We start from the raw sequence: 21,469 nt of genomic DNA, 5'->3' as shown, positions 1-21,469 counted from the left end.
GCAGAGGGGTTATGGCAAATGACAAAAAGCAGCGTATTGGGATACCCGCGAATCGGAGCCGATCGGGAATGGAAAAAAGCACTTGAGGCCTTCTGGTCAGGAAAATTACAAGAAAACGAACTCCACGCGAGATTACAAGAGATTCGTTTAGATCATTTGCGCAAGCAACAAGCCAAAGGTATCGATCTGATTCCAGTGAACGATTTCAGTTATTATGATCATATTCTGGATACAGCCGTGATGTTTGGTATTGTGCCAAAACGCTTTGCTTATACCGGAGGTGCTGTGCCTCTCTCCACCTATTACGGCATCGCCCGTGGAACGAAAGATGCCGCAGCCAGTGAAATGACCAAATGGTTCAATACGAACTATCACTATATTGTACCTGAATTGAATGATGCTTCGCCGATTTTAACCGAGAATAAACCGCTGATCGCATACCTTGAAGCCAAAGAGAAGCTCGGCATTGAAGGCAAACCGGTCATCGTTGGACCGCTGACCTTCCTGAAGCTCTCCAAAGGCTATGATGCCTCCGAAACAGACACTTGGCTGGATCAGCTACTTCCTCTCTACACTCAAGTGCTGCAAGAACTTGCAGATGCTGGCGTACAGTGGGTACAGATTGATGAGCCGGTGCTCGTAACGAAATTGAATGATGCGGATGTTCAGCGCCTGAATAAGATTTATGCAGCCTTTGCATCCGCAGTTCCTGGCTTAAATATCTTGTTACAAACCTACTTCGAATCCGTTGAAAACTACAACGAAATCATCAGCTTGCCAGTTCAAGGTATCGGTCTTGATTTCGTACATGGATTGGAAGGTAACTTGCAATCTATTCAAACGAATGGTTTTCCGGCAGACAAAGTGCTGGGTGCGGGTATCATTGATGGACGCGGCATCTGGAAAGCATCCCTTCAAGACAAGCTGACATTACTCCAGACACTTACTTCACTCGTTACCCCTGAAAGGTTAATAGTGCAATCCTCCTGTAGCTTGCTGCATGTACCTGTCACAACAGCACGTGAAGCTAAACTTGCTGCTGAGCTCAAAGATGCACTTGCATTTGCGGATGAAAAGCTGGATGAGATCGTTATTTTGACCCAAGCAATCCGCAGCACTGATGCGGACATCACCGCTAAAATTAAAGACGCCGAGCAAAAACTACAGGCATTGCAAAGCTCCGGAGATCGTAACCGCAAAGCCGTGCAGGAAGCCGTTGCTTCCATCCGTGTACAAGAGCCTAACCGCTCACGTGCATTTGCAGAACGTCACGCAGCACAGCAAGAAAAGTGGCAATTGCCTTTGTTCCCGACAACAACGATTGGCAGCTTTCCGCAATCAACGGAGGTCAGAAAAGCTCGCCAACAATGGCGTAAAAACGAGCTGAGCAATGAACAATACGATTCCTTTATCCGCGATCAGATTGACAGCTGGATTAACATTCAAGAAGAGATTGGTATTGACGTGCTGGTTCACGGTGAGTTTGAACGCACCGATATGGTTGAATTTTTTGGCGAGAAGCTGGCTGGATTTGCCTTTACACAATATGGATGGGTACAGTCCTATGGATCACGTTGCGTGAAACCACCTGTTATTTTTGGAGATGTTGAATTTGTAGGTGAAATGACGGTTGAGGAAACGAAGTACGCACAGTCCAAGACAAACCGTCCTGTTAAAGGCATGCTGACAGGCCCGATCACCATCATGAACTGGTCCTTTGTACGGGATGATATTGAACGGGAAACCATCGCATATCAATTAGCGTACGCACTCAGACAAGAGGTTGAAGCGCTTGAAAATGCAGGCATAGGCATGATCCAGGTCGATGAACCTGCCGTTCGTGAAGGCTTGCCACTCAAAGAAGACAAACAAGCTCATTATCTGGATTCGGCGGTCAAAGCGTTCCGCATTACGACATGCACCGTACAGGAAACTACCCAAATTCATACCCATATGTGCTATTGCGAATTCCACGATATGATTGATTCTATCGAAGCAATGGATGCCGACGTCATCTCCATTGAAACATCGCGTAGCCATGGGGAGTTAATTCACAGCTTTGAAGAGAATACGTATGAGCTCGGTATTGGACTTGGCGTATACGACATCCATAGCCCGCGTGTACCAAGCGTCGAAGAAATGAGCAACATGATTGACCGTGCCTTGCGTGTGCTTGATCCGAAGCTGTTCTGGATTAATCCGGACTGTGGTCTGAAAACCCGTGGACAGGAAGAAACCGTAGCTTCACTAAGAAACATGGTAGATGCTACCCGGATTGCCCGAGCGAAGTACAATGCTACTCCTGTTCTGAACTAGATAAGCTTACAACTGATGATTCGTATGGAAGTTTTAATAACAGATAAACTTAATCTGCATAGTCTCTGTTTTGTTCTAATAGCAACACTGAAAAAGCCGCAATCCTGATCATGCAGGATTGCGATTTTTTATAGTATTCTCCCTGTTCAGAGGAACCAGATTAAACTTTGACTGTATACATCAATTCTTTTTCAAGAATATGGGTACGACCAGCTGATTCCACATCGGTATATTGATGCATGTTTGTAATAATGACCGGCGTAATCATGCTGTAACCCGCTTTTTCGATCTCTTCACGATCAAATTCCATCAATAGGTCGCCTACGGATACTTTTGCTCCAGCCTGTACCTTTGGCGAGAAAAATTGGCCTTTCAGCTTTACCGTGTCAATCCCGATGTGAATCAGCATCTCTGCGCCAAGATCACTTACGAGACCAATAGCATGACCACTCTTGGAAACAGAGAATACTATGCCGTTAACCGGGGAAACTGCACGTCCTTCTGAAGGTTGAATGGCAAATCCTTTACCCATCATTTCTTCTGAAAAAGCAGGATCTGGAACCGCGCTAAGTGGCTTAACCTCCCCACTGATTGGGCTGAATATTTGTTCATCCTGTAATTTAATATCTTCAGCTACTACATTAGTCTCTTCAGTTACTACAGGTATAGTTCCAGACGTTGCTGATGGTGCAGGTACGTCTTCCTGGAAGCCCAGAATATAAGTAATGACGCTAGCTACAACGAATGCAATTAAAGCAGCAATCAGTGCATATAGCAGGTTACTAATGTCTGGACCCACATATGAGGCAGCTCCCGGAAGACCTACTGTGCTAATGAAATAGGCTTTAACCGAAAAGGCTCCCAGAAACGCTCCAGCGACTGCGCCCCCAATGAGCGCTGCAATAAATGGTTTTTTGAATTTCATGTTAATGCCGTACATGGCAGGCTCCGTAATCCCCATAAGAGCGGTCAGTCCTGTCGAATAAGAAAGTGATTTGGTATCGGTGTTTTTAGACTTGAAGCCAACCCCAAATGCAGCACCACCCTGGGCCATATTAGCTGCGAACATCAACGGAACGATAAAATCGTAACCAAGTGTTGCAATCGAACCCACTGCAAGCGGCAACAGTGCATAATGCATGCCTGTAATAATCAGTACAGACATTGTGCCACCAATCAAAATACTTGCAAAAATGGATGCGTTATCAAATAACCATCTGATACCTCCAGATAAACCGTTTCCAATAATACCACCCAGTGGTCCGATCGCGATCAAGGTTAGTGGTACCATGATAAGTAACGTTACCGTTGGTACAATAATCATTTTGAGTGAAGCATGCGTAATACGGTCTATCGCTCTCTCCACGTAAGCAGTGATCCAGATTGCGATGACGATGGGAATAACCGATGAAGCATAGGATGTAGCAATAACTGTAATCCCTGCAAACGATGTATTCCCCCCTTGAAACAAGGCTCCAATGGTAGGGTGCATAAGACCAGCAGCTAAGGCAGCTCCTACATAAACATTGCTACCCATTTTCTTCGAAGCACTAACGGCTAGAAGTATAGGCAGGAAGTAGAATGCACCATCGCCAACGGCGGATAAAATGATATAGGTTGAACTTGTATTCGTCATCCAACCAACAGCCACCAGAATGGATATGATCCCTTTGATCATACCTGCGCCAGCAATGGCTGGCAGGATTGGCGTGAACATGCCCGAGATGAAATCAAACAATGCGCTAATCGGATTCCTTTGTTTCTTTTCGCTTTTTGGAGCACTCTCTGCGCTAGGCTTATTGCTCATATTGTTCATTAGTGCTTTGTACACTTCGGAAACTTCATTGCCAATAATCACCTGAAACTGTCCGCCGTTTTCCGTTACACCCATAACGCCAGGTGTGTTTTTCAACGTAGTTTTGTCAGCTTGATTGTTATCGTTCAGATTGAATCTGAGTCGAGTCATACAGTGTGTAACTTGTTCGATATTCTTTTCCCCACCAACCAGTTTGATAATATCTTTGGACAATTGTTGTTTATCCATGTTGTAAGGCTCCTTCGACGTAGAATAAGGTATTCTCTGACCATGGACGCGTCTGGCCAGATATAATGGAAGTACAAAACATATGTTATAACGTCATGTTACTCAGAACAGGGAAGAAAATATATATGATTTAAGTGTTTATTTTGCTTTGACACGAAATGATTTTTGTTACAAAAGTGTAACGCGTTGTTTCTAAATCGTAGGTAATATATACTGTCTAAGCAGGCTACTTATTATTTTGACTATGGTCTAAGGAGTGCATATTTATGTTCACCAGTGAGCAAATCTCATCCTATAACGATTTAGAACTATCTTTATACAACTATATTTCTCAGAACATGGAAAAAGTGGCTTACATGCGTATTAGAGAACTGGCCAATGAAACTCATGTATCTACAGCCACCATTCTGCGATTTTGCAGAAAGAATCAATGTGAGGGATTTTCCGAATTTAAAGTAAAACTTAAGATGCTCGTTTCCCAAAAAGATAAATTAACGAAGCAAGAGTTGAAAAGTCCTCATCATGCCGTGTATGCGTTTTTTGAACATTCTCAATCTCCTGAATTGGTGGAAAAAATTTCAGCAGCAGCGAAATTAATTGCTACAGCTAGTAATGTCATTTTTATTGGTATCGGAAGCTCTGGAGTAATGGGTGAATATGGAGCTAGGTTATTTTCAAATTTAGGGATATTCTCTATGTACATAAAAGATCCTCATTATCCTATTCATACGAGAATTCAAAAAGACAGTATTACGATTGCTTTGTCTACACGAGGTGAAAACCCATATGTTCAACCTTATCTCGAGCGGATCAAGCAGGATAAGCATAAAATTATTGCAATTACAAATAATCGCCAATCTACCATGGCTAAAATTTCAGATGTATGCATTCCATATTATGTAAAAGAAGAGTATCTCGGAAGTATTGACCTCACTACACACACACCTGTTATTTTCTTATTAGAATGGCTAGGTAAAGAGGTTTACAATCTTATTGCAAAACTAGAATAAGAGTTATAGTGGAGCATCCATTCTTTCTAAATTTACGCAAACAAAAAGAGAGTCATTTCGACTCTCTTTTACGCTGCTATAGTTCTCAAATGAATGCTTACTTTAAGCTCTTTCCATTCCTTTTTTCTTCCGTGTTGCTGCAATTTGTGTCATGATCATTAGAATGATGATCACCATCATTCCAATCATAGCAGGTGTGAAGCTATGGGAAGCATCATGAATCCAGCCTAGCAATATTGGACCTATCGCTCCAATGACATATCCAGCAGATTGCTGCATCTCTGACCAGGAAGTAGCATCGTTCACATTGGTTGTAGAATCAATCGGTAACATCAGGTTTAAAGTGAACAAGCCCCCTGCCCCAACTCCAAAGAGTACAACAGAAACCATCGGCATGAAATTCATCATCAATAAAACCAACCCAACAATCATGAACAGAGATTCACCAACCAACCATACTCTTCTTGAGGGAAAGTTCTTCAATAATACAGGAAGTACAAAGCTAATCGGAATTTGGATGACAACAAATATGGTCAGACAAAGCGTTGCATAGGATTTGCTATACCCCATTTCCTGAATCATCAACGGGAGCCACGCTGTAAAAGAATAAAACAACATCGCCATTAATCCAAATGAGAGCGTAATCGTCCATGCTCTTCTATTTCCCCAGGGAAGTTTAATTTGCGGACGTTCTTTTATTCCACTCACATGAGCAGATTCAGATTTCGGTTTCACCATGATCCACCACATGATCGCTGCTACAAAGGCAATGACTGCCCACCCTCCTACTGCGATCTGCCAAGAATTGAAATATGCCTCTAAGGGAATGGATACCATTGAACTGCCCGCAGCCCCTACAGTGATTGCAATACTATAGAGTGCAATCATAGATGGAACATGATCGGGAAAATACTTTTTAATAAAGCCTGAAGTTAACGGGCCAATCGAAGCGATCCCGATACCTACGATCAATGCAGATAAAAGTAAAACGGACGTAGACTGTGTAAATAGCCGAGTGGCTATTCCGATTCCCACCACAATCAGGGAATATCCAATGATTCGCTCTATTCCCCATCTCCCACTTGCTTTGACGGCAAAAGGTGAAAATACGCCCATACATAATACAGGTATTGACGTTAGCAAACTGCCTAGTGCAGCGCTCATCCCCAAATCTTCCCGAATCGTATCTAGCAGTGGAGATATAGAATTAATAGCTGGGCGCAAATTCAATGTAGCAACAAATAATGCAATAATTAAAAATATACTTTTTTTTCTCATCTTCTACTCCCGAAACAAACTGCTCCCGTTGCTTTCAATGACATCTTTGTACCAGTGGAAGGACTTCTTACGATAGCGTTCCAATGTTCCTGAACCATCATCATGGCGATCTACATAGATGAATCCGTACCGTTTTTTCATTTCTGCAGTTGTTGCACTCACCAAGTCAATGCAACCCCATGATGCATATCCCATTAATTCAACACCATCTTTAATGGCTTCAGCGACTTGAAGCAAGTGCTCCTTCAAATATTTAATGCGATAGTCATCAATAACGGTTTTGTTACCATTTTCGTCCGTAATCAGTTCATCTACGGCTCCTAATCCATTTTCAACGATGAACAATGGCTTCTGATAACGATCATACATCGCATTCATGATGTACCTTAAGCCTTGAGGGTCAATCTGCCAACCCCAATCACTCGCAGTCAAGAGCGGATTAGGAACACCACCAATCAGGTTTCCTTCTCCTTTAATTTGCTTGGCAGGATCAGCCGTTTCGCAACTGCTTTGATAATAGCTAAAGGAAATAAAATCAACGGTATTTTTCAAAATTTCTTCGTCACCAGGCTCGAAATGAATGGTAATTCCGTTATCTTTCAAATAACGTTTCATGTAACCCGGGTAATAACCACGCACGTGAACATCCGTAAAGCCTGTATTCTTATGATCCGCGTCCATCACTTTGATCATATCATTAGGGTCAGGAGTCAACGGGTAAATCGGCATAGCAATGACCATACAACCAATTTTGAAATCCGGGTTAATTTCGTGCCCAATTTTAACCGCCAGTGCACTTGCAACAAACTCGTGGTGAACCGCTTGGTACAGGGCCTGTTTGCTAAGTTGATCCTTAGGGGTGTTAATCCCGCCACTTGCAAACGGGTGTTCAAGAATCGAATTAATCTCGTTAAATGTGAGCCAATACTTCACTTTGTTTTTGTATCTTTCAAAAATGGTTCGCACATATCGTTCATAGAAATCGACCATTTTTCGGTTCGCCCAGCCATCGTATTCTCTAACGAGATGTAACGGAGTCTCATAATGAGAGATTGTAACTAAAGGTTCAATCCCGTATTTCAGGCACTCGTCAAAGAGATCATCGTAAAATTGGAGACCTTTTTCGTTTGGCTCAAGTTCATCCCCTTTTGGGAAGATTCTGGACCAAGCTATCGACGTACGAAAAACTTTGAAACCCATTTCGGAAAGGAGTTTAATATCCTCTTTATATCGGTGATAGAAGTCAATCGCAAATAACTTCATATTATCCTCTGTCGGTTCATTCGTCGGAGGTGTCTGAATGCCGTTTGGCATGATATCCTGAATGGAAAGTCCTTTTCCATCTTCTTGATATGCACCTTCTATTTGGTTTGCAGAGACGGAACCTCCCCACAAAAAACCGTTAGGAAATTGAAATGCTTGACTCATTTGGTAAGCCACCTTTCTTTTAAACCTTCTGCGGATCTGGATATAAAACGAATCACGCTGTATCGGTTTTTTATCTTGTATTTGTTTTCACAACTTATGTTACATAGATTAGTGCATAAAATACATGTTATTTCGTATTTAGTACAAGGTATCAGAGATTCACATTTGTAACATAAAAGTAACACAGCGTTTCAGAAGCTTAATGCGTGCAAGCTCAAGGGTAACTGCATTCAACTACGCCATCATAGTTATGTAACAAAATAGAAAAAAGCCGCCAAAATGACGACTTCATCCATGATAAGTTATTTCATATCTACAAAGTTCTGGAGACTTTCCTTAATCTGATTCGTAACTTCGTGACCATGATACGTAATCACTTTTTTAATATCAAGCTCTAACAGTTTGGCAATTGACTCTAGCGCAGTCGTATGATCCAAAGTTTGCTCGTCATTAAAGGACAAGAGACGACCATCTTCCGCATTTAAAGCGTCACCAGCAATTAACGTTTGGGTTGGAATATGATATAGCGACATATGATCTGGTGTGTGTCCTGGTGTAAAGACAACTTGAATACCACCTGCCAAGGGCAGAATGTCTCTATCCTTTAATGCGGTATGAACGTGCACGGACGGTGCGAAAGCTTTACTTTTGATAAGCGGAATGGTTCCGGTCAAATAGGGTACAGTCTCCTCATGCGCAAGTACCGTCACCTCGTTCTCCTTTGCCTGGACTAGTTCCGGCAGACTGCCAATGTGGTCCCCATCTTGATGCGTAATGATGATATGCGTCAGCTTCTCTAAGCCGAAATTTTCTGTTTCGAGTAACGTACGGATTTGTTGCAATTGCCCAGGAATGCCCGTATCAACGAGCACTACATTCTGTTCATCCCATAACAATGTTGGATATACTATAAATGGTTCTCCATAATATTCCATTTCTAGCTTTATCGTTTTGATTCCGGTATTCGGTTGAGACATAGACATTCACTCCTTCAATTCGCAAAGATATTATATTACTTAAAGTAAGTCAGAAGTCAACACTTTTTCAGCTCACTCTCTTATTGGTTTGGTACTTAATGCTACAAACATAGCTAAAAAAGATGCCTTCTCTTCTTCTTTTTTGTACGTTTTCATTTGAAAATGAAAGAAACCCAAGGTTATAATTCACCCGGGTTTCTCACTATTTAGTGCTGTATTCAGAATGACTCGCAACTTATAGTTCATCATCCATATGATCTACTCCCCACTTGCATAGCTCTTGCAGAGCAGGGATGAGGGACTTGCCACGCTCTGAAAGGTAATACTCAACTTTAGGCGGTACTTGTGAGTATTCATGGCGTGTAATGAGCGAATCAGCCTCCAGCTCTTTTAATTGATTACTGAGCATTTTGTGTGTAATTCCTTGAAGCGCTCTTTTCAACTCACCGTAACGCATAATGTCTTCCTTCAGTAGTAAAAATAAGATATGTAATTTCCATTTACCACTAATTAGCGATAAGGTATACACAAATGATTCATTGCTGTCTTCTTTTTCATTTTTTGTTTTACTTGGAATCATCTAATACTCTCCTTTTGGATAGTATCTCACTAAAAAGTGCATACTATTCTTTTTTTATGCTTGCATTATACTATACATCAGTGTTCAACAAGAAAATAAGCTAATAATGAAAAGGTGAATAAATAATGGCAATTACGCCTGTTGATTTAAAGAAAGCATACCGTTTATTGCAAGTAGGTCCAACAACCATGATTTCTGCTAAACACGATGGGATAGAAAATGTAATGGCAGCCGCTTGGGTCGGTCTGGTGGGAAATAATAAAGTGATGGCATACATCGGCAAACAAGCTTTCACACGTGAACTCGTTGAAAAGAGTGGTTACTATGTAGTACATGTTCCAACTGTTCAACAAATGGAAACGGTCTTGTATGTTGGTGAGCACAGCGCTAAAGGAATGGACAACAAACTTGAACATATCCCAATCTTTTACCAAGAAGAGTTTGATTTACCACTAGTTGAAGGTTCCGCTGGCTGGCTAGTATGCAAGGTTATCCCCAATTCTCAAAATGAACAAGAACTTGATCTTTTCATGGGTGAAATTGTCGCTGCTTGGAGTGATGATCGAGTATTCAACAACGGACATTGGATTTTTGATGATGCTCCTGATGAATTACGTACAGTACACTATGTGGCTGGCGGTCAATTCTATGCGATTGGAAAAGGTACTAAATTTAATCACGGACCTGGTAAAGACTAAATTACATCCGTAAAGAAAACTCTCAACTTCCATTTTGGTTACATGAAATGATCAAAGAGATAATATAAATTTTCTCAGTACGAACAGGGGAATCTTTTTTGAAATATACAAAAAAACACAAAAAAAGTAGCTACTAATAGCGACTCTTTTTGTGTTTTGGGGTTAAAGCTAAGTTCATCTTTCACTATTAATGATAAGTCAAATTCCGCTTAAAAGCATATTCAATGGTTAAGGAAGCTAGTAATACTTTACAATGAAAGGGTTAGCTCATCGCAGGCTGAAGTGATTCCAGCAGTTGTTTAATCTGCTCATCATACTCCAGTTCAAATGATGGAAGAATCTCATCCAATCTTTGCTGGAACAAATCAGAATCATGTACACCAAGCTCTGCCCTTAATTCCATCTCCTCTTCTGAACCATTATCGTCCAGAATCATATTCAGCACGTCACAATTAAAATATTCACTTGGAGGAAGGATCAGCGCATTCATCAGGAATTGCATAGAGAAGAGATAGTTGTCTTTTTCCTGATCCGCTTTTTCCATCGCTTTCTTCGTAAATAAGTTGATATATTTCTGACCAAAAGTAACTCCTTTCAGTTCGTAAGGTCCTCCATGTTCCACCCCTTTCCAACGCATGTCAGCCACAGAACTAAGCCACCAAGCCGGTTCGATGGCCTGCTGCATACGCTGTAACACCTTACGCTCAAACTGTGGTTCATGTTGTATGCGCTGTTCTTCCAGACATTTGCCTATCGTCTCGGCTTCAATCGCCGCAACAGTTATGCCTTGTCCGTGAATAGGATCAAAACCACACAATGCGTCACCCAGAACGAGTAAGCCCGAAGGCCAATTCTCCATCAGTTCAAAATGCTGACGAACAGACTCGGAAATACGGTATCCTCTAGGCCCTTGCAAGGGCTCTAATTGCTCCATAAGTCCGACGATTTTATCTGCTGCAAACAGATGTTTGATTTGTTCTTGAAACTCCTCCGGCTGAGTAGACGGGTATTCATCTCCTCCTGCATTAAAAAGAATGAGTCCAACAATATCATCCTCAATACGCGTAAATATACCTGCACGAATACCTCGCTCAGGATCGGAGTCAGACATCACCCATTCGTTCGGAATGGAGCCTTTTATTTTGTAATACCGGGTACTGTAACCAAGAGATACCTTAAGCACTTCAGGCTCTGGTACTGTTAATCCGATCTTATTAAGCCATCTGATGATCTTGGAGGAACGTCCAGAAGCATCAATAACCATATTTGCTGGAATTCGCTCTTCCTTCTTTTCTCCGCTTCTTTCTTTGGTATAAACGCCGGTAATGGCACGCTGATCTTCAGATACGATTAGTCCAGTCACTTCTTTGTTTGTTAAAAAGCTGATCTGAGACATATTCTGGATTCGCTTGCGCAGCACCCATTCCAGCAAAGCTCTGCTACACGATGCAATTTCAAACGAAGAAGAGTCCTCCTTGTTGACTAATGTGCCGTATCGGTTAGCAATCTGGAACTGCTCATCATGCGAAGATATCGCTCCCATCTGGATTAACTCATCATTGTATCCCGGGAAGTAATGCTCCATAATAAGTGCGCCACGTGGTTGTACACGGTGTGGATGAAATGATTGAGGAACACCCTGCCTGTTATCTGGATTCAAAGGGAACTCATCCCTTTCAATCACACATACCTCGTCATAATAGTCAGCTAACATTCTGGCAGTAATCAACCCTGCAATCCCTGCCCCAATGACTATCGCTTTTTTCATGTCAGACATTTCAACTTCATCCTTTCTTCAGAATTATATTGAATGTACGGTTGTAGATCGCTAAAAATATTACTTATAATACCAATATATAATCAAAATCTCTCTTATGTAAGAATCAATATAAAGACGCTGTATAGTTAAACTACGATATCGAGGAGGTGTAGATGAAATTATAGAGAAAAAGGTTGATTTAAGAGTTGCCCGAACTAAAAAGTTGTTAACCACTGCCTTTAAAAATCTGTTATCCGAGCAAGGACAATCATTCAGTAATATCACGATTAATGAAATATGCGACAGAGCGATGGTTCACCGTACCACATTTTACAAACATTTCGAGGATAAATTTGCACTGTTACACTCGACACTAACCTGGGTGCTTCAGGATTATTTACACATGAATATAGAAGATCGGCTACGGCAGCCCTTGCAAAGCTTATCCAGATTCATGTTGGAGAATTTATTAGAACCGATTGTTCAAAATCAGAAGAATGATAAAGGATTTACTGATTTTTTCAAAACTTATATCGGAGATATTTCCAGAAGAGATTTTCTCGAACTAAAACGAAGAGGTAAACAGCTTTCAGCTCCAATTGAACTTTTAGCCGAATATCATTCAGGAGTCATTAGTTTACTTGTGACGTGGTGGATATATCATCTTGAAGAAGATATTACGGCAGAACAGATGGATGAGTATTATTATCAAATGGTTAATGAGAAAATCATGTTGGAATAGCAAACAACTCACTTTCAAATCAATGGCTGATTTTAGAGTGAGTTGTATTTGCTTCATTTGGCTAATCATCAACATTCACAACCTTTCCTCCAGCCATTGCTGCAAAGGAATATCTTCCGTTATTTCACCGAGCAAAATATGGCTAAACTGTCCCGCTTGGTCAATAACCATTGTGGCTGGCAGGCCAGTGATACGGTACAGCTTGGATACTTTGCCCGTTGCGTCAATGATCACTGGAAAATCGAACTGATGACTTTTCATAAACTCGTTAATTGTGCCCTTGCTCTCCCCCACATTAACAAACAGTGTCTCCACGTTGTTTTGATTTTGCTGCGCTAGCTCGTGAACCAAGGGCATCTCTCTTACACATGGCGTGCACCAGGATGCCCAGAAGTTAATCATCACGGCTTTGCCCCGGTAATCAGACAACTGGACTTGCTCCCCTTTGGAATTAACCGCTGTAAAATCAGGAGCCTCGACTCCTGTACGAATTGGATTCCTACTTTTCGAAACAGAGTCCGATAAATTTGTCAGCACAGCCCATATACCTGTAGCCAATGCTGCCAGTGCAATCAACATCGTAACAACCCGTCTTATTTTCGACCCTGTCTTTTTTTGTCCGTCCTGTTGTGCACTGTTCGTATCCATACTTTGCGGCTTGTTTTGCATGTTCACATCACCTTCACTTTATTCCCAGACTCTGATGAAAAGCAGCATGAAGTGAACCATACTGATTCCGAATATCTTCTACGGTGCCTTCCCCGACATTACACCCCTGATTCATAAACATCACCTGATCTGCGATATCATTCGCCACTTCAAGCTGATGTGTGGAGAACACAACCATATGCCCTTCCTGTTTGATCCCTCTCAGCAAATGCACAAACTCCTGCATCCAAAAGGGGTCTAATCCATTGGTAGGCTCGTCCATGATCAGAAGAGCAGGCTTTGCAAGCATCGCCTGAGCAAACAATACACGTTGCCGCATCCCTTTGGAAAAGGTCGTTACCCGTTTATGTTTTTGCTCGTCCAGTCCAACCATCGCTAATACTTCCTGCACCCTATCTCGGGGAAGTTTACGCAGAGAGGCCCAGAATAATAAAGTTTCCTCGGCCGTAAGCCCTTGGCTGAACTGATAGTCATCCGGCATATACCCAATCTGATTCGCATACCGCTTGCGATCCTGTGACCAGCGTACGTTATTCACCATAATTTCCCCTGACGTTGGACGCAGAATGCCTGCCAGCATACGTAGCAAGGTACTTTTCCCCGCACCGTTCCCGCCGCATATTGCAAATACTTGACCGGAACCAAGTTGAAAGGATATATCTTCTACAATTTTTTGACTTTTAATTTGTTTGCCTAGTCCGTTCACAATAACTTCCGGTTCAAGCACGAGAGCGCCCCCTTTCCCAGATAGCGTAGACAATGAGAATGGAGAAGCTTATCCATAACAGACATATCCCTATAAATAGGGTACTTCCCCATGGCTGTTGCACCCACGTTACCCATTGATAATACTCAGGCCCCAGGATAGAACCGCCGCCGAGCTTGATCACAATAAATAGACGTACCAATTCAGCCGGGTTCAGAAAAGTTAACACCACCAGCAACGGTTTGATCCAGAGGTACGGCATTAGCCCTAATATCGCAAGTAATAATGTAGGCCAGCCAATAACGGCAAAGAACCAGATCGATACGGAAATCGTTAAAGCTTGCCAGCGATTGCGAGACAGTGAGCCGATCAGCAATGCAACACTTAGGAATAACAGCACAAGTCCACAAGAAAACGCTAAAAACAGTAGATAGGTCAGTAGATCGATCGGATTGCCAAGCAACCCGCTAACGAGCCCCATCAGGCCGTAGCCAAATGTCACGATGAGTAGCAGCACCGCGGCTAGTCCGAGATATTTGCCTGTAATGAACGATAACGTACCGATGGGATACGTCGATAGAAGCTGCCAGCTTCCGTCTTCCTTTTCAGCAGTCAATGAGAATGAACCCAGAAAAAGCGTCATTAGCGGCAAAAGATAGAGGATAAGGTTCAGCATAGAACCTGTCGTGCCCGAGTATCCTTCTACTGGATTCTGTGCATTTAGTAGTAATAAACTTAAGCTAAATGTGCAAAAAAGAACGAGAAACGAATATGACCAGGGGTTACGAAACCCCGTTTTCAACTCTCGTTTTGTTATTTGTAACATATCAGACATCGGCTTCAGCACCCCCTATCAGCATCAGTGGCTGCCTGATCCTTCTTTCGACCCACCTTCTTGATGCATATCTCTGCTCATATCTTCTCCCATATCATGCTTCGAGCCTTGATCCGTCCCGCCCTCATCGTGACCATGCCCGTGCCCGTCTCCGTCCATATTCAAGTTATCCATATTCTGAGTCCAATCATGAGAAGCAAGTTCATCCGCAGTCATAACCTTTCCTACTCCCTGCTCGGCCACGAATGCCTCGGCAGAAGCTTTATCCTTGAAGTTAACAATGCCATAAGCCATGGGTGTTCTGAGTGAAGGGTCATATACATAGGTCGCTTTATTGAATTCGATCCATTCCTTATCGTTATAATCACGCACATAGTCCATGCCAATGTTGTCTGTACCGTTTTCTTTTTTCCATTCATTCATGCAGCCAAGGTCATCGAACTTGAAGTTTTTACCGTCCTTCGTTGTAAGCTGTGTGGCAAACGCATCATCCTTTACCTGCATGTTACAGATCGCACAGATATCCACGTCCTCATTAATGGGCACAGCCGCATACTTCTGCCCACAAGCCGTTAACATCAAAGTCCCTAACAGCAACACCATTGCCAAAATCCATCGTTTATTCATTTTCTCCATACCCCCATATAGATCATCGTACTAGCAGACAAACCAAGTAAAAGTAAACCAATTATCGTAACCGGACTTGACCGGGTTCCCACATTTGTTCTATCTGTCTCGGATGTTCCCGATGTTGCAGCAACTTCAGTATGCTTTTTCACAATGCTCATCTGCGGTGATTCATCTGTTGTCCAGTTGCTTTTCCCTACCGAGTGCAGTTCACTGAGAAAGACCATGCCCGGGGATTGAAAAAACAGTTGATAAGCAGCATTTCGGCTCACCAGTTGTTCATAAAACGGGTTGAGCGCATAGGAAAGCTCGCTGATTCCATCCTGATTCAGATCCAATCCCTGAAAGGAATCCCAATAGTTTTCTTTCAAAATATTATCCTTGCTGTCCATTGTCGAGGCATCAATAACGTTGGAAACAAATCGATTTTGCTTAAATTCATTTCCCTCAGCAAGCACCATCTGAATTCCAACGAAATTACGGATTATGCCGTTGTCATCAATTTCATTGCCCGAGGATTCAGCGATATTCATACCCACACGATTGCCCTCTACTGTATTGCTGTGGATCTTGGACTGATGCACGTCATAGAGCAAGATACCTTGCGAATGAACATTTGAACTTTGTTTGCGAAAGGTATTGCCTGATACAACTGTATTTTTAACCCCCATGATCATGGCACCTGTCATGTTACCTTCTCCTGTGTTATTCGTAACAGATGATCCATCAATATACATGCAATGAATACCGTACCTGGTTTGCATGAAACGATTATTGTTCACCGCTACGTTTCGGCTGTTCTCCACATAGATGCTATCGAGCACACCCTCAATCTGATTCCCTTCAATCCTACTGTTATGCGAATTGTAGAGATCGATCCCGTTGCCTTTTTGACTGCTGGATGCTGTGCTTGCACCTGCCCATTCAATCGTATTATTTCGTATTACAGAAGTAGCTGCATCACGCAGAAGCAAACCAGCCCCCTTGGTACGAATCTTAAGGTCGGATATTTCGTTATTGCTGCCCGTAATCTGCACAGCTGCTGCTGGTTGACGACCGTTATGTTCGATTGTAAACCCTTCCAATTTCACACCTTCCGCCTGAATGGATATCGCACTTTGTTCCTGTTCATTATGGATGGTAACCGAATCATCCCCAATTAGAGTGAGTGCTTTAGAGATGAGAACGGGGCCTTCATATCGACCAGGTTCAAGATGAATAACCGCTCCGGCATCCGCTTGGTCTATAATGGGCTGAAGTAGGACGGATTCACGATCTCCAGTGACTCCAGTAGCATTCACGGTAGTTTGAAACACTAGAAGGAGGCCCAGTCCGATCACGATCAGAGTATTCGCTGCAAGCCTACGGATATTGAATCGTTTATTACTGTTCATATTTTTGATTGTATTTTTGTTATTGTTCTTCCATCGATCTCTCACGTTCAGAATGTATAAGCCCCCAATTCCTCTGCATTTTTCATCCATCTCATCACCACTTCCCTCCGTTCCTTCTTTTTGGTGTTACATTAATGCGTTATCCCAGTCCTTCACACAGTGTATCGAAAATGATAAATTTCCCATATAGCCCCATTAGGCTATAGCTTGCTTACTTTTGTGTCCAAATTGTGATTGAATGAAAAAAAGCCGCCAAATTGGCGACTTTCGACATGACATGTTCCATTATGCAAATGGATAGGTCCAGAATCGTTCACGTCCGAAGCGTGCTTGAAGTTCCTCATCGTTCAGCTTACGGTTACCCAGCAACTCTGCGGCTTGAAACTGCGAGCGATGGGCACGAATCGAAGCCAGCTTTTGCGCCAGAAATTGGGAGACATCTACGGTTACATCTGGCTTGCCAATATGCTGCTCATGATTATTAGAAAAAGCTACGCAGTGAACGACAGGACGCTCTTCCAGCGGTAGACGGCTAACAACCCTGATCACCGCAGCTCCTGTCGCATCATGATCGGGGTGAACACTGTATCCAGGATAAAATGTAAAGATCAGTGATGGCTTAATCTCCTCAAGAAGAGCCATAATACTGCCATCGAGCAATTGAGGATCTTCAAACTCTACCATTTTATCATGAAATCCGAGCATCCTTAAATCTTGAATACCAATCGCACTAGCTGCTTCAATAAGCTCATCTTTGCGGATAGATGGCAGGGTCACGCGGTTCGCGAACGGCGGAATACCCATGTTACGTCCCATCTCACCCAGCGTCAGACAAGCATATGTAACGTGTGCTCCAGAATCAATGTATTTGGCTAACGTGCCCGATACGGAGAATGCTTCGTCGTCTGGATGAGGATAAACCACCAGGATGCGTTGATGCTCATCGTGTGCATTCTTTGTCATATGTTGTTCCTCCACTTCCATTAGAACTTCTCTCGGCTCAGCTGCAGAGCCACAACCAGTTTGCCCTGGGTGTCATGGCCGGCCATAATCAATCTATCTTGTTCCTGCTCATCAATATGGGTTAGCCCTTCAGCATACACCCAGCCATCTGTCGTCTTGAGACCGACACGGTAAGGTCCCTCACCTGAAATGGAGCCCTGCGTATATCGAATGGCGGCATTGGTGATAAAAGCTGAAGCCGGATGCCGTGAACTATCGTAATGTTGAGCGTAAGCGCCCGTTGTCATCTCAAGATGCATATACACATCCTGATCAACAAGGCGATCGAGCCGAAGCTGGATATCTTGTGGTTGTATCAGTTGCATGACGGCCTCCTTGTTTCTTGTAAAGTATGAACTCCATTTTATCATATGCATCAAAGAATATACATTTAAAGCTGCTCAGTTGCATAAAATGACAGACAAAAATATGAACTTTCTTCTTTATTTTTTTCTATTTTTCAAATGGGACAAAATCGATTAGATTAATATTAGTGATCATGCACACTCAAATTTACTCCAGATCAGAAGTGTCAAAAGGAGCTACTTCCTATGAAATCAATCATTCAGTTATTGCATTTTGGCTATCATCAGGCCATGAGCTGCATTTTTCCCGTAGCCATTTTTGGTACGCTGGCTCTTTCAACGGTCATTCCATTTCCCTATATCCACCGCTATGATGCCATTCTGCTTATTCTGCTTGCTGTTCAATATTTGATGTTTCGAACTGGACTGGAAACGTTGGACGAAATCAAGGTTATTTGTGTATTCCACGTAATCGGTCTCTTACTCGAAATTTACAAAGTACATATGGGATCATGGTCTTACCCGGAGCCCGCATACAGCAAAATATTTGGCGTTCCGCTGTACAGCGGATTTATGTACGCCAGTGTAGCCAGCTTCATGTGTCAGATCTGGCGAAGACTGCGTATGGATATGACCGGCTGGCCGGGCATGGTTCCCTCCATGTTACTCGGCGCAGCGATCTATCTTAATTTTTTCACCCACCACTTTATCCCGGATTTTCGCTGGTGGTTGACAGCACTAGTCTTTGTTGTCTTCTGGAAAACCTGGATTATCTACCGGGTGCGCCATACAACCTACCGTATGCCATTGTCTCTTGCTTTCATCATTGTAGGTTTCTTTATCTGGCTGGCAGAAAATATCGCTACCTTCTTCAATGGCTGGAAATATCCGGATCAACATGAGAGCTGGCAACTGGTAAGCTTCAGCAAGATCAGTTCATGGTTTCTGCTGGTTATTATCAGTGTAATCATCGTCGCTCAGCTCAAACACGTGAAAGCCAATCGCACAGCAAAATAATTTAAAGAAAAACATGTCCGGATCACATTGACGCTGACCTTTTCCCCAGCGTCAATGATCCGCTATCATTTACCATTTCATTTTGTTTGCTGCCCACTTGTTTTCCCTCTTCATCATATATTTTAATGGTATAGGGTGTACCCTCCGATGAAGGCAGCATCACAAACCAGATATACTCTTCCATATCTGTTCTGATCAACTTGGCTTCAGTAATGGACATGGAGCCATTCTGTTCTGTTTCAGCAGTTACACGCTGGATACCCGGATGCTCGATTGTACCAAACACCATTGGAAAAGGAGTTTCTATCCCTTCAAGCTTCGGTAAGTTCATATAATACAATGCATACTCAGACGGATCCACATCTCCGATTCCATAACCTCCGCCCCATACCCACTTCCACCCAAAACTATTTTTTCGCACGTACTCCAGCTGCATATTACTTGATGCTTCACTGTTCGTTCTCTGCGTAAACACGATCATGCCGTCGTCCACAGGCTCCTGATGAACTAAACGGACATTAGGACTCGACGCTCTGAATTGTTGAACTGCATCCTCTGGCGTACTGCCGATCGGAATCGACATGATTTCGTCCAGCCCCATAGCTTTGGACAATGTCTGATCCGCCAGACCACCCGGTTTTTCTTTTAAATACATATATGTGTATACGGATATCACTGAGAGTACTAAGAGCGCTATCGTTGCGACTATAATCTTGAGAGTCATTCCTTTTCCTTTACTCATGTTCGAGCCTCCTTCTTGAAAACAGATAAATTAACAATATAACATATAAACCCATCTAATATTACCAAAATTATCATAATCGTTTTTTCACTTCTTATAAGATATAGCAAAAAAGCCGCCATATGGCGGCTCCATCTTATTAACGACTCATATTCTAGTCATGGCTTACACGTGCTTTAGTGCTCCAGCCTTCACTGAATTAATATTCTCCAAGGAAAATCACTTCAGTTTCTAATTCCACCTGGAACGTGTCCCACACCTTTTTCTGAATAAACTGAATCAGATCCTCATAATCCTTGGCAGTGGCGTGATCCACATTCACGATAAATCCTGCGTGTTTGGTTGAGATTTCAGCCCCTCCGATGCGAGTGCCTTGCAATTGACAATCCTGAATTAGTTTACCGGCAAAATGTCCTTCTGGACGTTTGAACACACTTCCGCAAGAAGGGTATTCCAATGGCTGCTTTGATTCTCTCAGGAACGTTAATTCCTTCATCTTGCTGGAGATTTCCTCTTGGTTGCCTTCGCTAAGCGTAAACTCGGCATCCAAAATAATATAATGATCCATCTTGAAGAGACTGTTCCGGTAGCTCAGCTTCATCTCTTCACGAGGGATAACAACAACGTTGCCTTCACGGGTAATGACCGTCGCCTTTTCAATGACATCCGCGATCTGACCACCGTAAGCGCCAGCGTTCATGTAAAGAGCTCCTCCTGTACTGCCAGGAATGCCACAGGCGAATTCCATACCCTTCAGGCTATGTGCCAAAGCAGCTCTGGATACGTCAATAATATCGGAGCCGCTCTGTGCCATGATGCGTGTTCCACTGACTTCGATCTGATCGAAGCGGCTAAGCGAAATCGTGACTCCCCGGATGCCTCCGTCCTTAATAATAACGTTGGAGCCTTTACCAATAACGGTCAGCGGCAGCTGATGGCTGTTCGCAATTTCAACCACTTTAGTAATCTCCTCCACCGTCGTTGGATGAACGAGAATATCGGCCTTGCCTCCAATTTGGATAAACGTATGATTTTTTAGAGGTTCATTAAATTTTACTTTTTCGTTAGGTATGTGATTTTCAAAAATATTCATGATTTTCTCTCCCTGCGTTCTTCAAAAAGAACATGATTCCTACATTGTAAATCGAAACACACTCCAATGACAATCTATCCTTATATTTCCCTTTACAGACTGATGAAATTCAAATGTATTACTATAATGATATTCGCCTGTTTACTAAATAGATACTTGAATACAAGTTAAATTATAAATGAACAACCATTTTCAGATTGTACGGCATCAAAAAAAAGCAATAGCGCTGCGGAAGTAACAACCGCAG

Annotated in this window: 20 protein-coding genes and 1 pseudogene; 6 read left to right on the top strand and 15 right to left on the bottom strand. The window is 42.6% G+C overall.

Going from position 1 to position 21,469, the window contains the following annotated elements; genetic code table 11:
* The first annotated feature begins 18 nt into the window (after positions 1-18).
* On the top strand, positions 19-2,316 hold the full coding sequence (gene metE, locus M3629_RS06850) for a 5-methyltetrahydropteroyltriglutamate--homocysteine S-methyltransferase (RefSeq protein ID WP_251503418.1): 2,298 nt from the start codon (positions 19-21) through the stop codon (positions 2,314-2,316).
* A gap of 160 nt (positions 2,317-2,476) precedes the next feature.
* On the opposite strand, the gene M3629_RS06845 is transcribed toward metE, so the two are convergent.
* On the bottom strand, positions 2,477-4,360 hold the full coding sequence (locus tag M3629_RS06845) for a beta-glucoside-specific PTS transporter subunit IIABC (protein WP_251503416.1): 1,884 nt from the start codon (positions 4,358-4,360) through the stop codon (positions 2,477-2,479).
* Between the two features lie 266 nt (positions 4,361-4,626).
* On the opposite strand from M3629_RS06845, the gene M3629_RS06840 reads away from it, so the two are divergent.
* On the top strand, positions 4,627-5,370 hold the full coding sequence (locus M3629_RS06840) for a MurR/RpiR family transcriptional regulator (protein ID WP_154889211.1): 744 nt from the start codon (positions 4,627-4,629) through the stop codon (positions 5,368-5,370).
* Between the two features lie 102 nt (positions 5,371-5,472).
* On the opposite strand, the gene M3629_RS06835 is transcribed toward M3629_RS06840, so the two are convergent.
* The 4 genes from M3629_RS06835 to M3629_RS06820 all read right to left on the bottom strand — a co-directional run bounded on the left by M3629_RS06835 (position 5,473) and on the right by M3629_RS06820 (position 9,633).
* Positions 5,473-6,648, bottom strand: a complete 1,176-nt coding sequence (locus M3629_RS06835; protein ID WP_251503414.1) for an MFS transporter — start codon at positions 6,646-6,648, stop codon at positions 5,473-5,475.
* A gap of 3 nt (positions 6,649-6,651) precedes the next feature.
* Positions 6,652-8,076, bottom strand: coding sequence for a glycoside hydrolase family 1 protein (locus M3629_RS06830; RefSeq protein ID WP_251503413.1), 1,425 nt, complete (start codon positions 8,074-8,076; stop codon positions 6,652-6,654).
* 302 nt (positions 8,077-8,378) lie between these two features.
* Positions 8,379-9,053 carry an MBL fold metallo-hydrolase gene (locus M3629_RS06825; protein ID WP_251503412.1) on the bottom strand — a complete coding sequence of 225 codons (675 nt, stop codon included), beginning with the start codon at positions 9,051-9,053 and terminating at the stop codon, positions 8,379-8,381.
* Positions 9,054-9,288: 235 nt separating this feature from the next.
* Positions 9,289-9,633 carry a winged helix-turn-helix transcriptional regulator gene (locus M3629_RS06820; protein ID WP_154889219.1) on the bottom strand — a complete coding sequence of 115 codons (345 nt, stop codon included), beginning with the start codon at positions 9,631-9,633 and terminating at the stop codon, positions 9,289-9,291.
* A 125-nt stretch (positions 9,634-9,758) separates the two neighbouring features.
* On the opposite strand from M3629_RS06820, the gene M3629_RS06815 reads away from it, so the two are divergent.
* Positions 9,759-10,331: a flavin reductase family protein gene (locus M3629_RS06815; protein WP_251503411.1), complete on the top strand. Its 573-nt coding sequence runs from the start codon at positions 9,759-9,761 to the stop codon at positions 10,329-10,331.
* A 262-nt stretch (positions 10,332-10,593) separates the two neighbouring features.
* Here the strand turns inward: M3629_RS06815 and M3629_RS06810 are convergent, their stop codons facing one another.
* Positions 10,594-12,108 carry an NAD(P)/FAD-dependent oxidoreductase gene (locus M3629_RS06810; protein WP_251503410.1) on the bottom strand — a complete coding sequence of 505 codons (1,515 nt, stop codon included), beginning with the start codon at positions 12,106-12,108 and terminating at the stop codon, positions 10,594-10,596.
* 205 nt (positions 12,109-12,313) lie between these two features.
* Between M3629_RS06810 and M3629_RS28625 the strand changes: the two are divergent.
* Together M3629_RS28625 and M3629_RS06805 are read left to right on the top strand one after the other, a co-directional pair.
* Positions 12,314-12,445 (top strand): annotated as a pseudogene (locus tag M3629_RS28625) (TetR/AcrR family transcriptional regulator); the annotation flags it as partial.
* Between the two features lie 48 nt (positions 12,446-12,493).
* A complete protein-coding gene (locus tag M3629_RS06805) occupies positions 12,494-12,832 on the top strand; it encodes a hypothetical protein (RefSeq protein WP_244159198.1) in 339 nt (112 codons plus the stop codon).
* Between the two features lie 75 nt (positions 12,833-12,907).
* On the opposite strand, the gene M3629_RS06800 is transcribed toward M3629_RS06805, so the two are convergent.
* From M3629_RS06800 to M3629_RS06770, 7 genes are all read right to left on the bottom strand, one after another.
* Entirely contained in the window at positions 12,908-13,501 is a 594-nt protein-coding gene (locus tag M3629_RS06800) for a redoxin domain-containing protein (protein ID WP_251503409.1), read from the bottom strand.
* 13 nt (positions 13,502-13,514) lie between these two features.
* Positions 13,515-14,228 carry a heme ABC exporter ATP-binding protein CcmA gene (ccmA, locus tag M3629_RS06795; protein WP_251503408.1) on the bottom strand — a complete coding sequence of 238 codons (714 nt, stop codon included), beginning with the start codon at positions 14,226-14,228 and terminating at the stop codon, positions 13,515-13,517.
* On the bottom strand, positions 14,221-15,042 hold the full coding sequence (locus M3629_RS06790) for an ABC transporter permease (RefSeq protein ID WP_251503407.1): 822 nt from the start codon (positions 15,040-15,042) through the stop codon (positions 14,221-14,223). The genes ccmA and M3629_RS06790 overlap by 8 nt, the downstream gene beginning before the upstream one ends.
* Before the next feature lie 24 nt (positions 15,043-15,066).
* Positions 15,067-15,669, bottom strand: a complete 603-nt coding sequence (locus tag M3629_RS06785; RefSeq protein WP_251503406.1) for a nitrous oxide reductase accessory protein NosL — start codon at positions 15,667-15,669, stop codon at positions 15,067-15,069.
* Positions 15,666-17,153 carry a right-handed parallel beta-helix repeat-containing protein gene (locus M3629_RS06780; protein WP_251503405.1) on the bottom strand — a complete coding sequence of 496 codons (1,488 nt, stop codon included), beginning with the start codon at positions 17,151-17,153 and terminating at the stop codon, positions 15,666-15,668. Before M3629_RS06780 ends, M3629_RS06785 begins: the two co-directional genes overlap by 4 nt.
* A gap of 195 nt (positions 17,154-17,348) precedes the next feature.
* A complete protein-coding gene (gene bshB2, locus M3629_RS06775; protein WP_251503404.1) occupies positions 17,349-18,026 on the bottom strand; it encodes a bacillithiol biosynthesis deacetylase BshB2 in 678 nt (225 codons plus the stop codon).
* A gap of 20 nt (positions 18,027-18,046) precedes the next feature.
* Complete coding sequence (locus M3629_RS06770) at positions 18,047-18,391, bottom strand: YojF family protein (RefSeq protein ID WP_090915805.1); 345 nt, start codon at positions 18,389-18,391, stop codon at positions 18,047-18,049.
* Positions 18,392-18,616: 225 nt separating this feature from the next.
* Here M3629_RS06770 and M3629_RS06765 point away from each other — a divergent pair, with 225 nt between their 5' ends.
* Entirely contained in the window at positions 18,617-19,387 is a 771-nt protein-coding gene (locus M3629_RS06765) for a DUF817 domain-containing protein (RefSeq protein WP_251503403.1), read from the top strand.
* A 22-nt stretch (positions 19,388-19,409) separates the two neighbouring features.
* Here M3629_RS06765 and M3629_RS06760 read toward each other — a convergent pair whose 3' ends face one another.
* Together M3629_RS06760 and murB are read right to left on the bottom strand one after the other, a co-directional pair.
* A complete protein-coding gene (locus M3629_RS06760; RefSeq protein WP_251503402.1) occupies positions 19,410-20,129 on the bottom strand; it encodes a hypothetical protein in 720 nt (239 codons plus the stop codon).
* A 199-nt stretch (positions 20,130-20,328) separates the two neighbouring features.
* Positions 20,329-21,222 carry a UDP-N-acetylmuramate dehydrogenase gene (gene murB, locus M3629_RS06755; protein WP_251503401.1) on the bottom strand — a complete coding sequence of 298 codons (894 nt, stop codon included), beginning with the start codon at positions 21,220-21,222 and terminating at the stop codon, positions 20,329-20,331.
* Positions 21,223-21,469 lie beyond the last annotated feature (247 nt).

The sequence above is a fragment of the Paenibacillus polysaccharolyticus genome, from assembly GCF_023714295.1.
GTDB lineage: Bacteria > Bacillota > Bacilli > Paenibacillales > Paenibacillaceae > Paenibacillus > Paenibacillus polysaccharolyticus_A.
This window is presented reverse-complemented; position numbering and strand designations above follow the sequence as displayed.

Bases quoted from the DNA above. Each gene is read 5' to 3' on its own strand.
- metE (WP_251503418.1), top strand. From the start codon at position 19: ATGACAAAAAGCAGCGTATTGGGATACCCGCGAATCGGAGCCGATCGG.
- M3629_RS06845 (WP_251503416.1), bottom strand. From the start codon at position 4,360: ATGGATAAACAACAATTGTCCAAAGATATTATCAAACTGGTTGGTGGG.
- M3629_RS06840 (WP_154889211.1), top strand. From the start codon at position 4,627: ATGTTCACCAGTGAGCAAATCTCATCCTATAACGATTTAGAACTATCT.
- M3629_RS06835 (WP_251503414.1), bottom strand. From the start codon at position 6,648: ATGAGAAAAAAAAGTATATTTTTAATTATTGCATTATTTGTTGCTACA.
- M3629_RS06830 (WP_251503413.1), bottom strand. From the start codon at position 8,076: ATGAGTCAAGCATTTCAATTTCCTAACGGTTTTTTGTGGGGAGGTTCC.
- M3629_RS06825 (WP_251503412.1), bottom strand. From the start codon at position 9,053: ATGTCTCAACCGAATACCGGAATCAAAACGATAAAGCTAGAAATGGAA.
- M3629_RS06820 (WP_154889219.1), bottom strand. From the start codon at position 9,633: ATGATTCCAAGTAAAACAAAAAATGAAAAAGAAGACAGCAATGAATCA.
- M3629_RS06815 (WP_251503411.1), top strand. From the start codon at position 9,759: ATGGCAATTACGCCTGTTGATTTAAAGAAAGCATACCGTTTATTGCAA.
- M3629_RS06810 (WP_251503410.1), bottom strand. From the start codon at position 12,108: ATGTCTGACATGAAAAAAGCGATAGTCATTGGGGCAGGGATTGCAGGG.
- M3629_RS06805 (WP_244159198.1), top strand. From the start codon at position 12,494: ATGAATATAGAAGATCGGCTACGGCAGCCCTTGCAAAGCTTATCCAGA.
- M3629_RS06800 (WP_251503409.1), bottom strand. From the start codon at position 13,501: ATGCAAAACAAGCCGCAAAGTATGGATACGAACAGTGCACAACAGGAC.
- M3629_RS06790 (WP_251503407.1), bottom strand. From the start codon at position 15,042: ATGTCTGATATGTTACAAATAACAAAACGAGAGTTGAAAACGGGGTTT.
- M3629_RS06785 (WP_251503406.1), bottom strand. From the start codon at position 15,669: ATGAATAAACGATGGATTTTGGCAATGGTGTTGCTGTTAGGGACTTTG.
- M3629_RS06780 (WP_251503405.1), bottom strand. From the start codon at position 17,153: ATGGATGAAAAATGCAGAGGAATTGGGGGCTTATACATTCTGAACGTG.
- bshB2 (WP_251503404.1), bottom strand. From the start codon at position 18,026: ATGACAAAGAATGCACACGATGAGCATCAACGCATCCTGGTGGTTTAT.
- M3629_RS06770 (WP_090915805.1), bottom strand. From the start codon at position 18,391: ATGCAACTGATACAACCACAAGATATCCAGCTTCGGCTCGATCGCCTT.
- M3629_RS06765 (WP_251503403.1), top strand. From the start codon at position 18,617: ATGAAATCAATCATTCAGTTATTGCATTTTGGCTATCATCAGGCCATG.
- M3629_RS06760 (WP_251503402.1), bottom strand. From the start codon at position 20,129: ATGAGTAAAGGAAAAGGAATGACTCTCAAGATTATAGTCGCAACGATA.
- murB (WP_251503401.1), bottom strand. From the start codon at position 21,222: ATGAATATTTTTGAAAATCACATACCTAACGAAAAAGTAAAATTTAAT.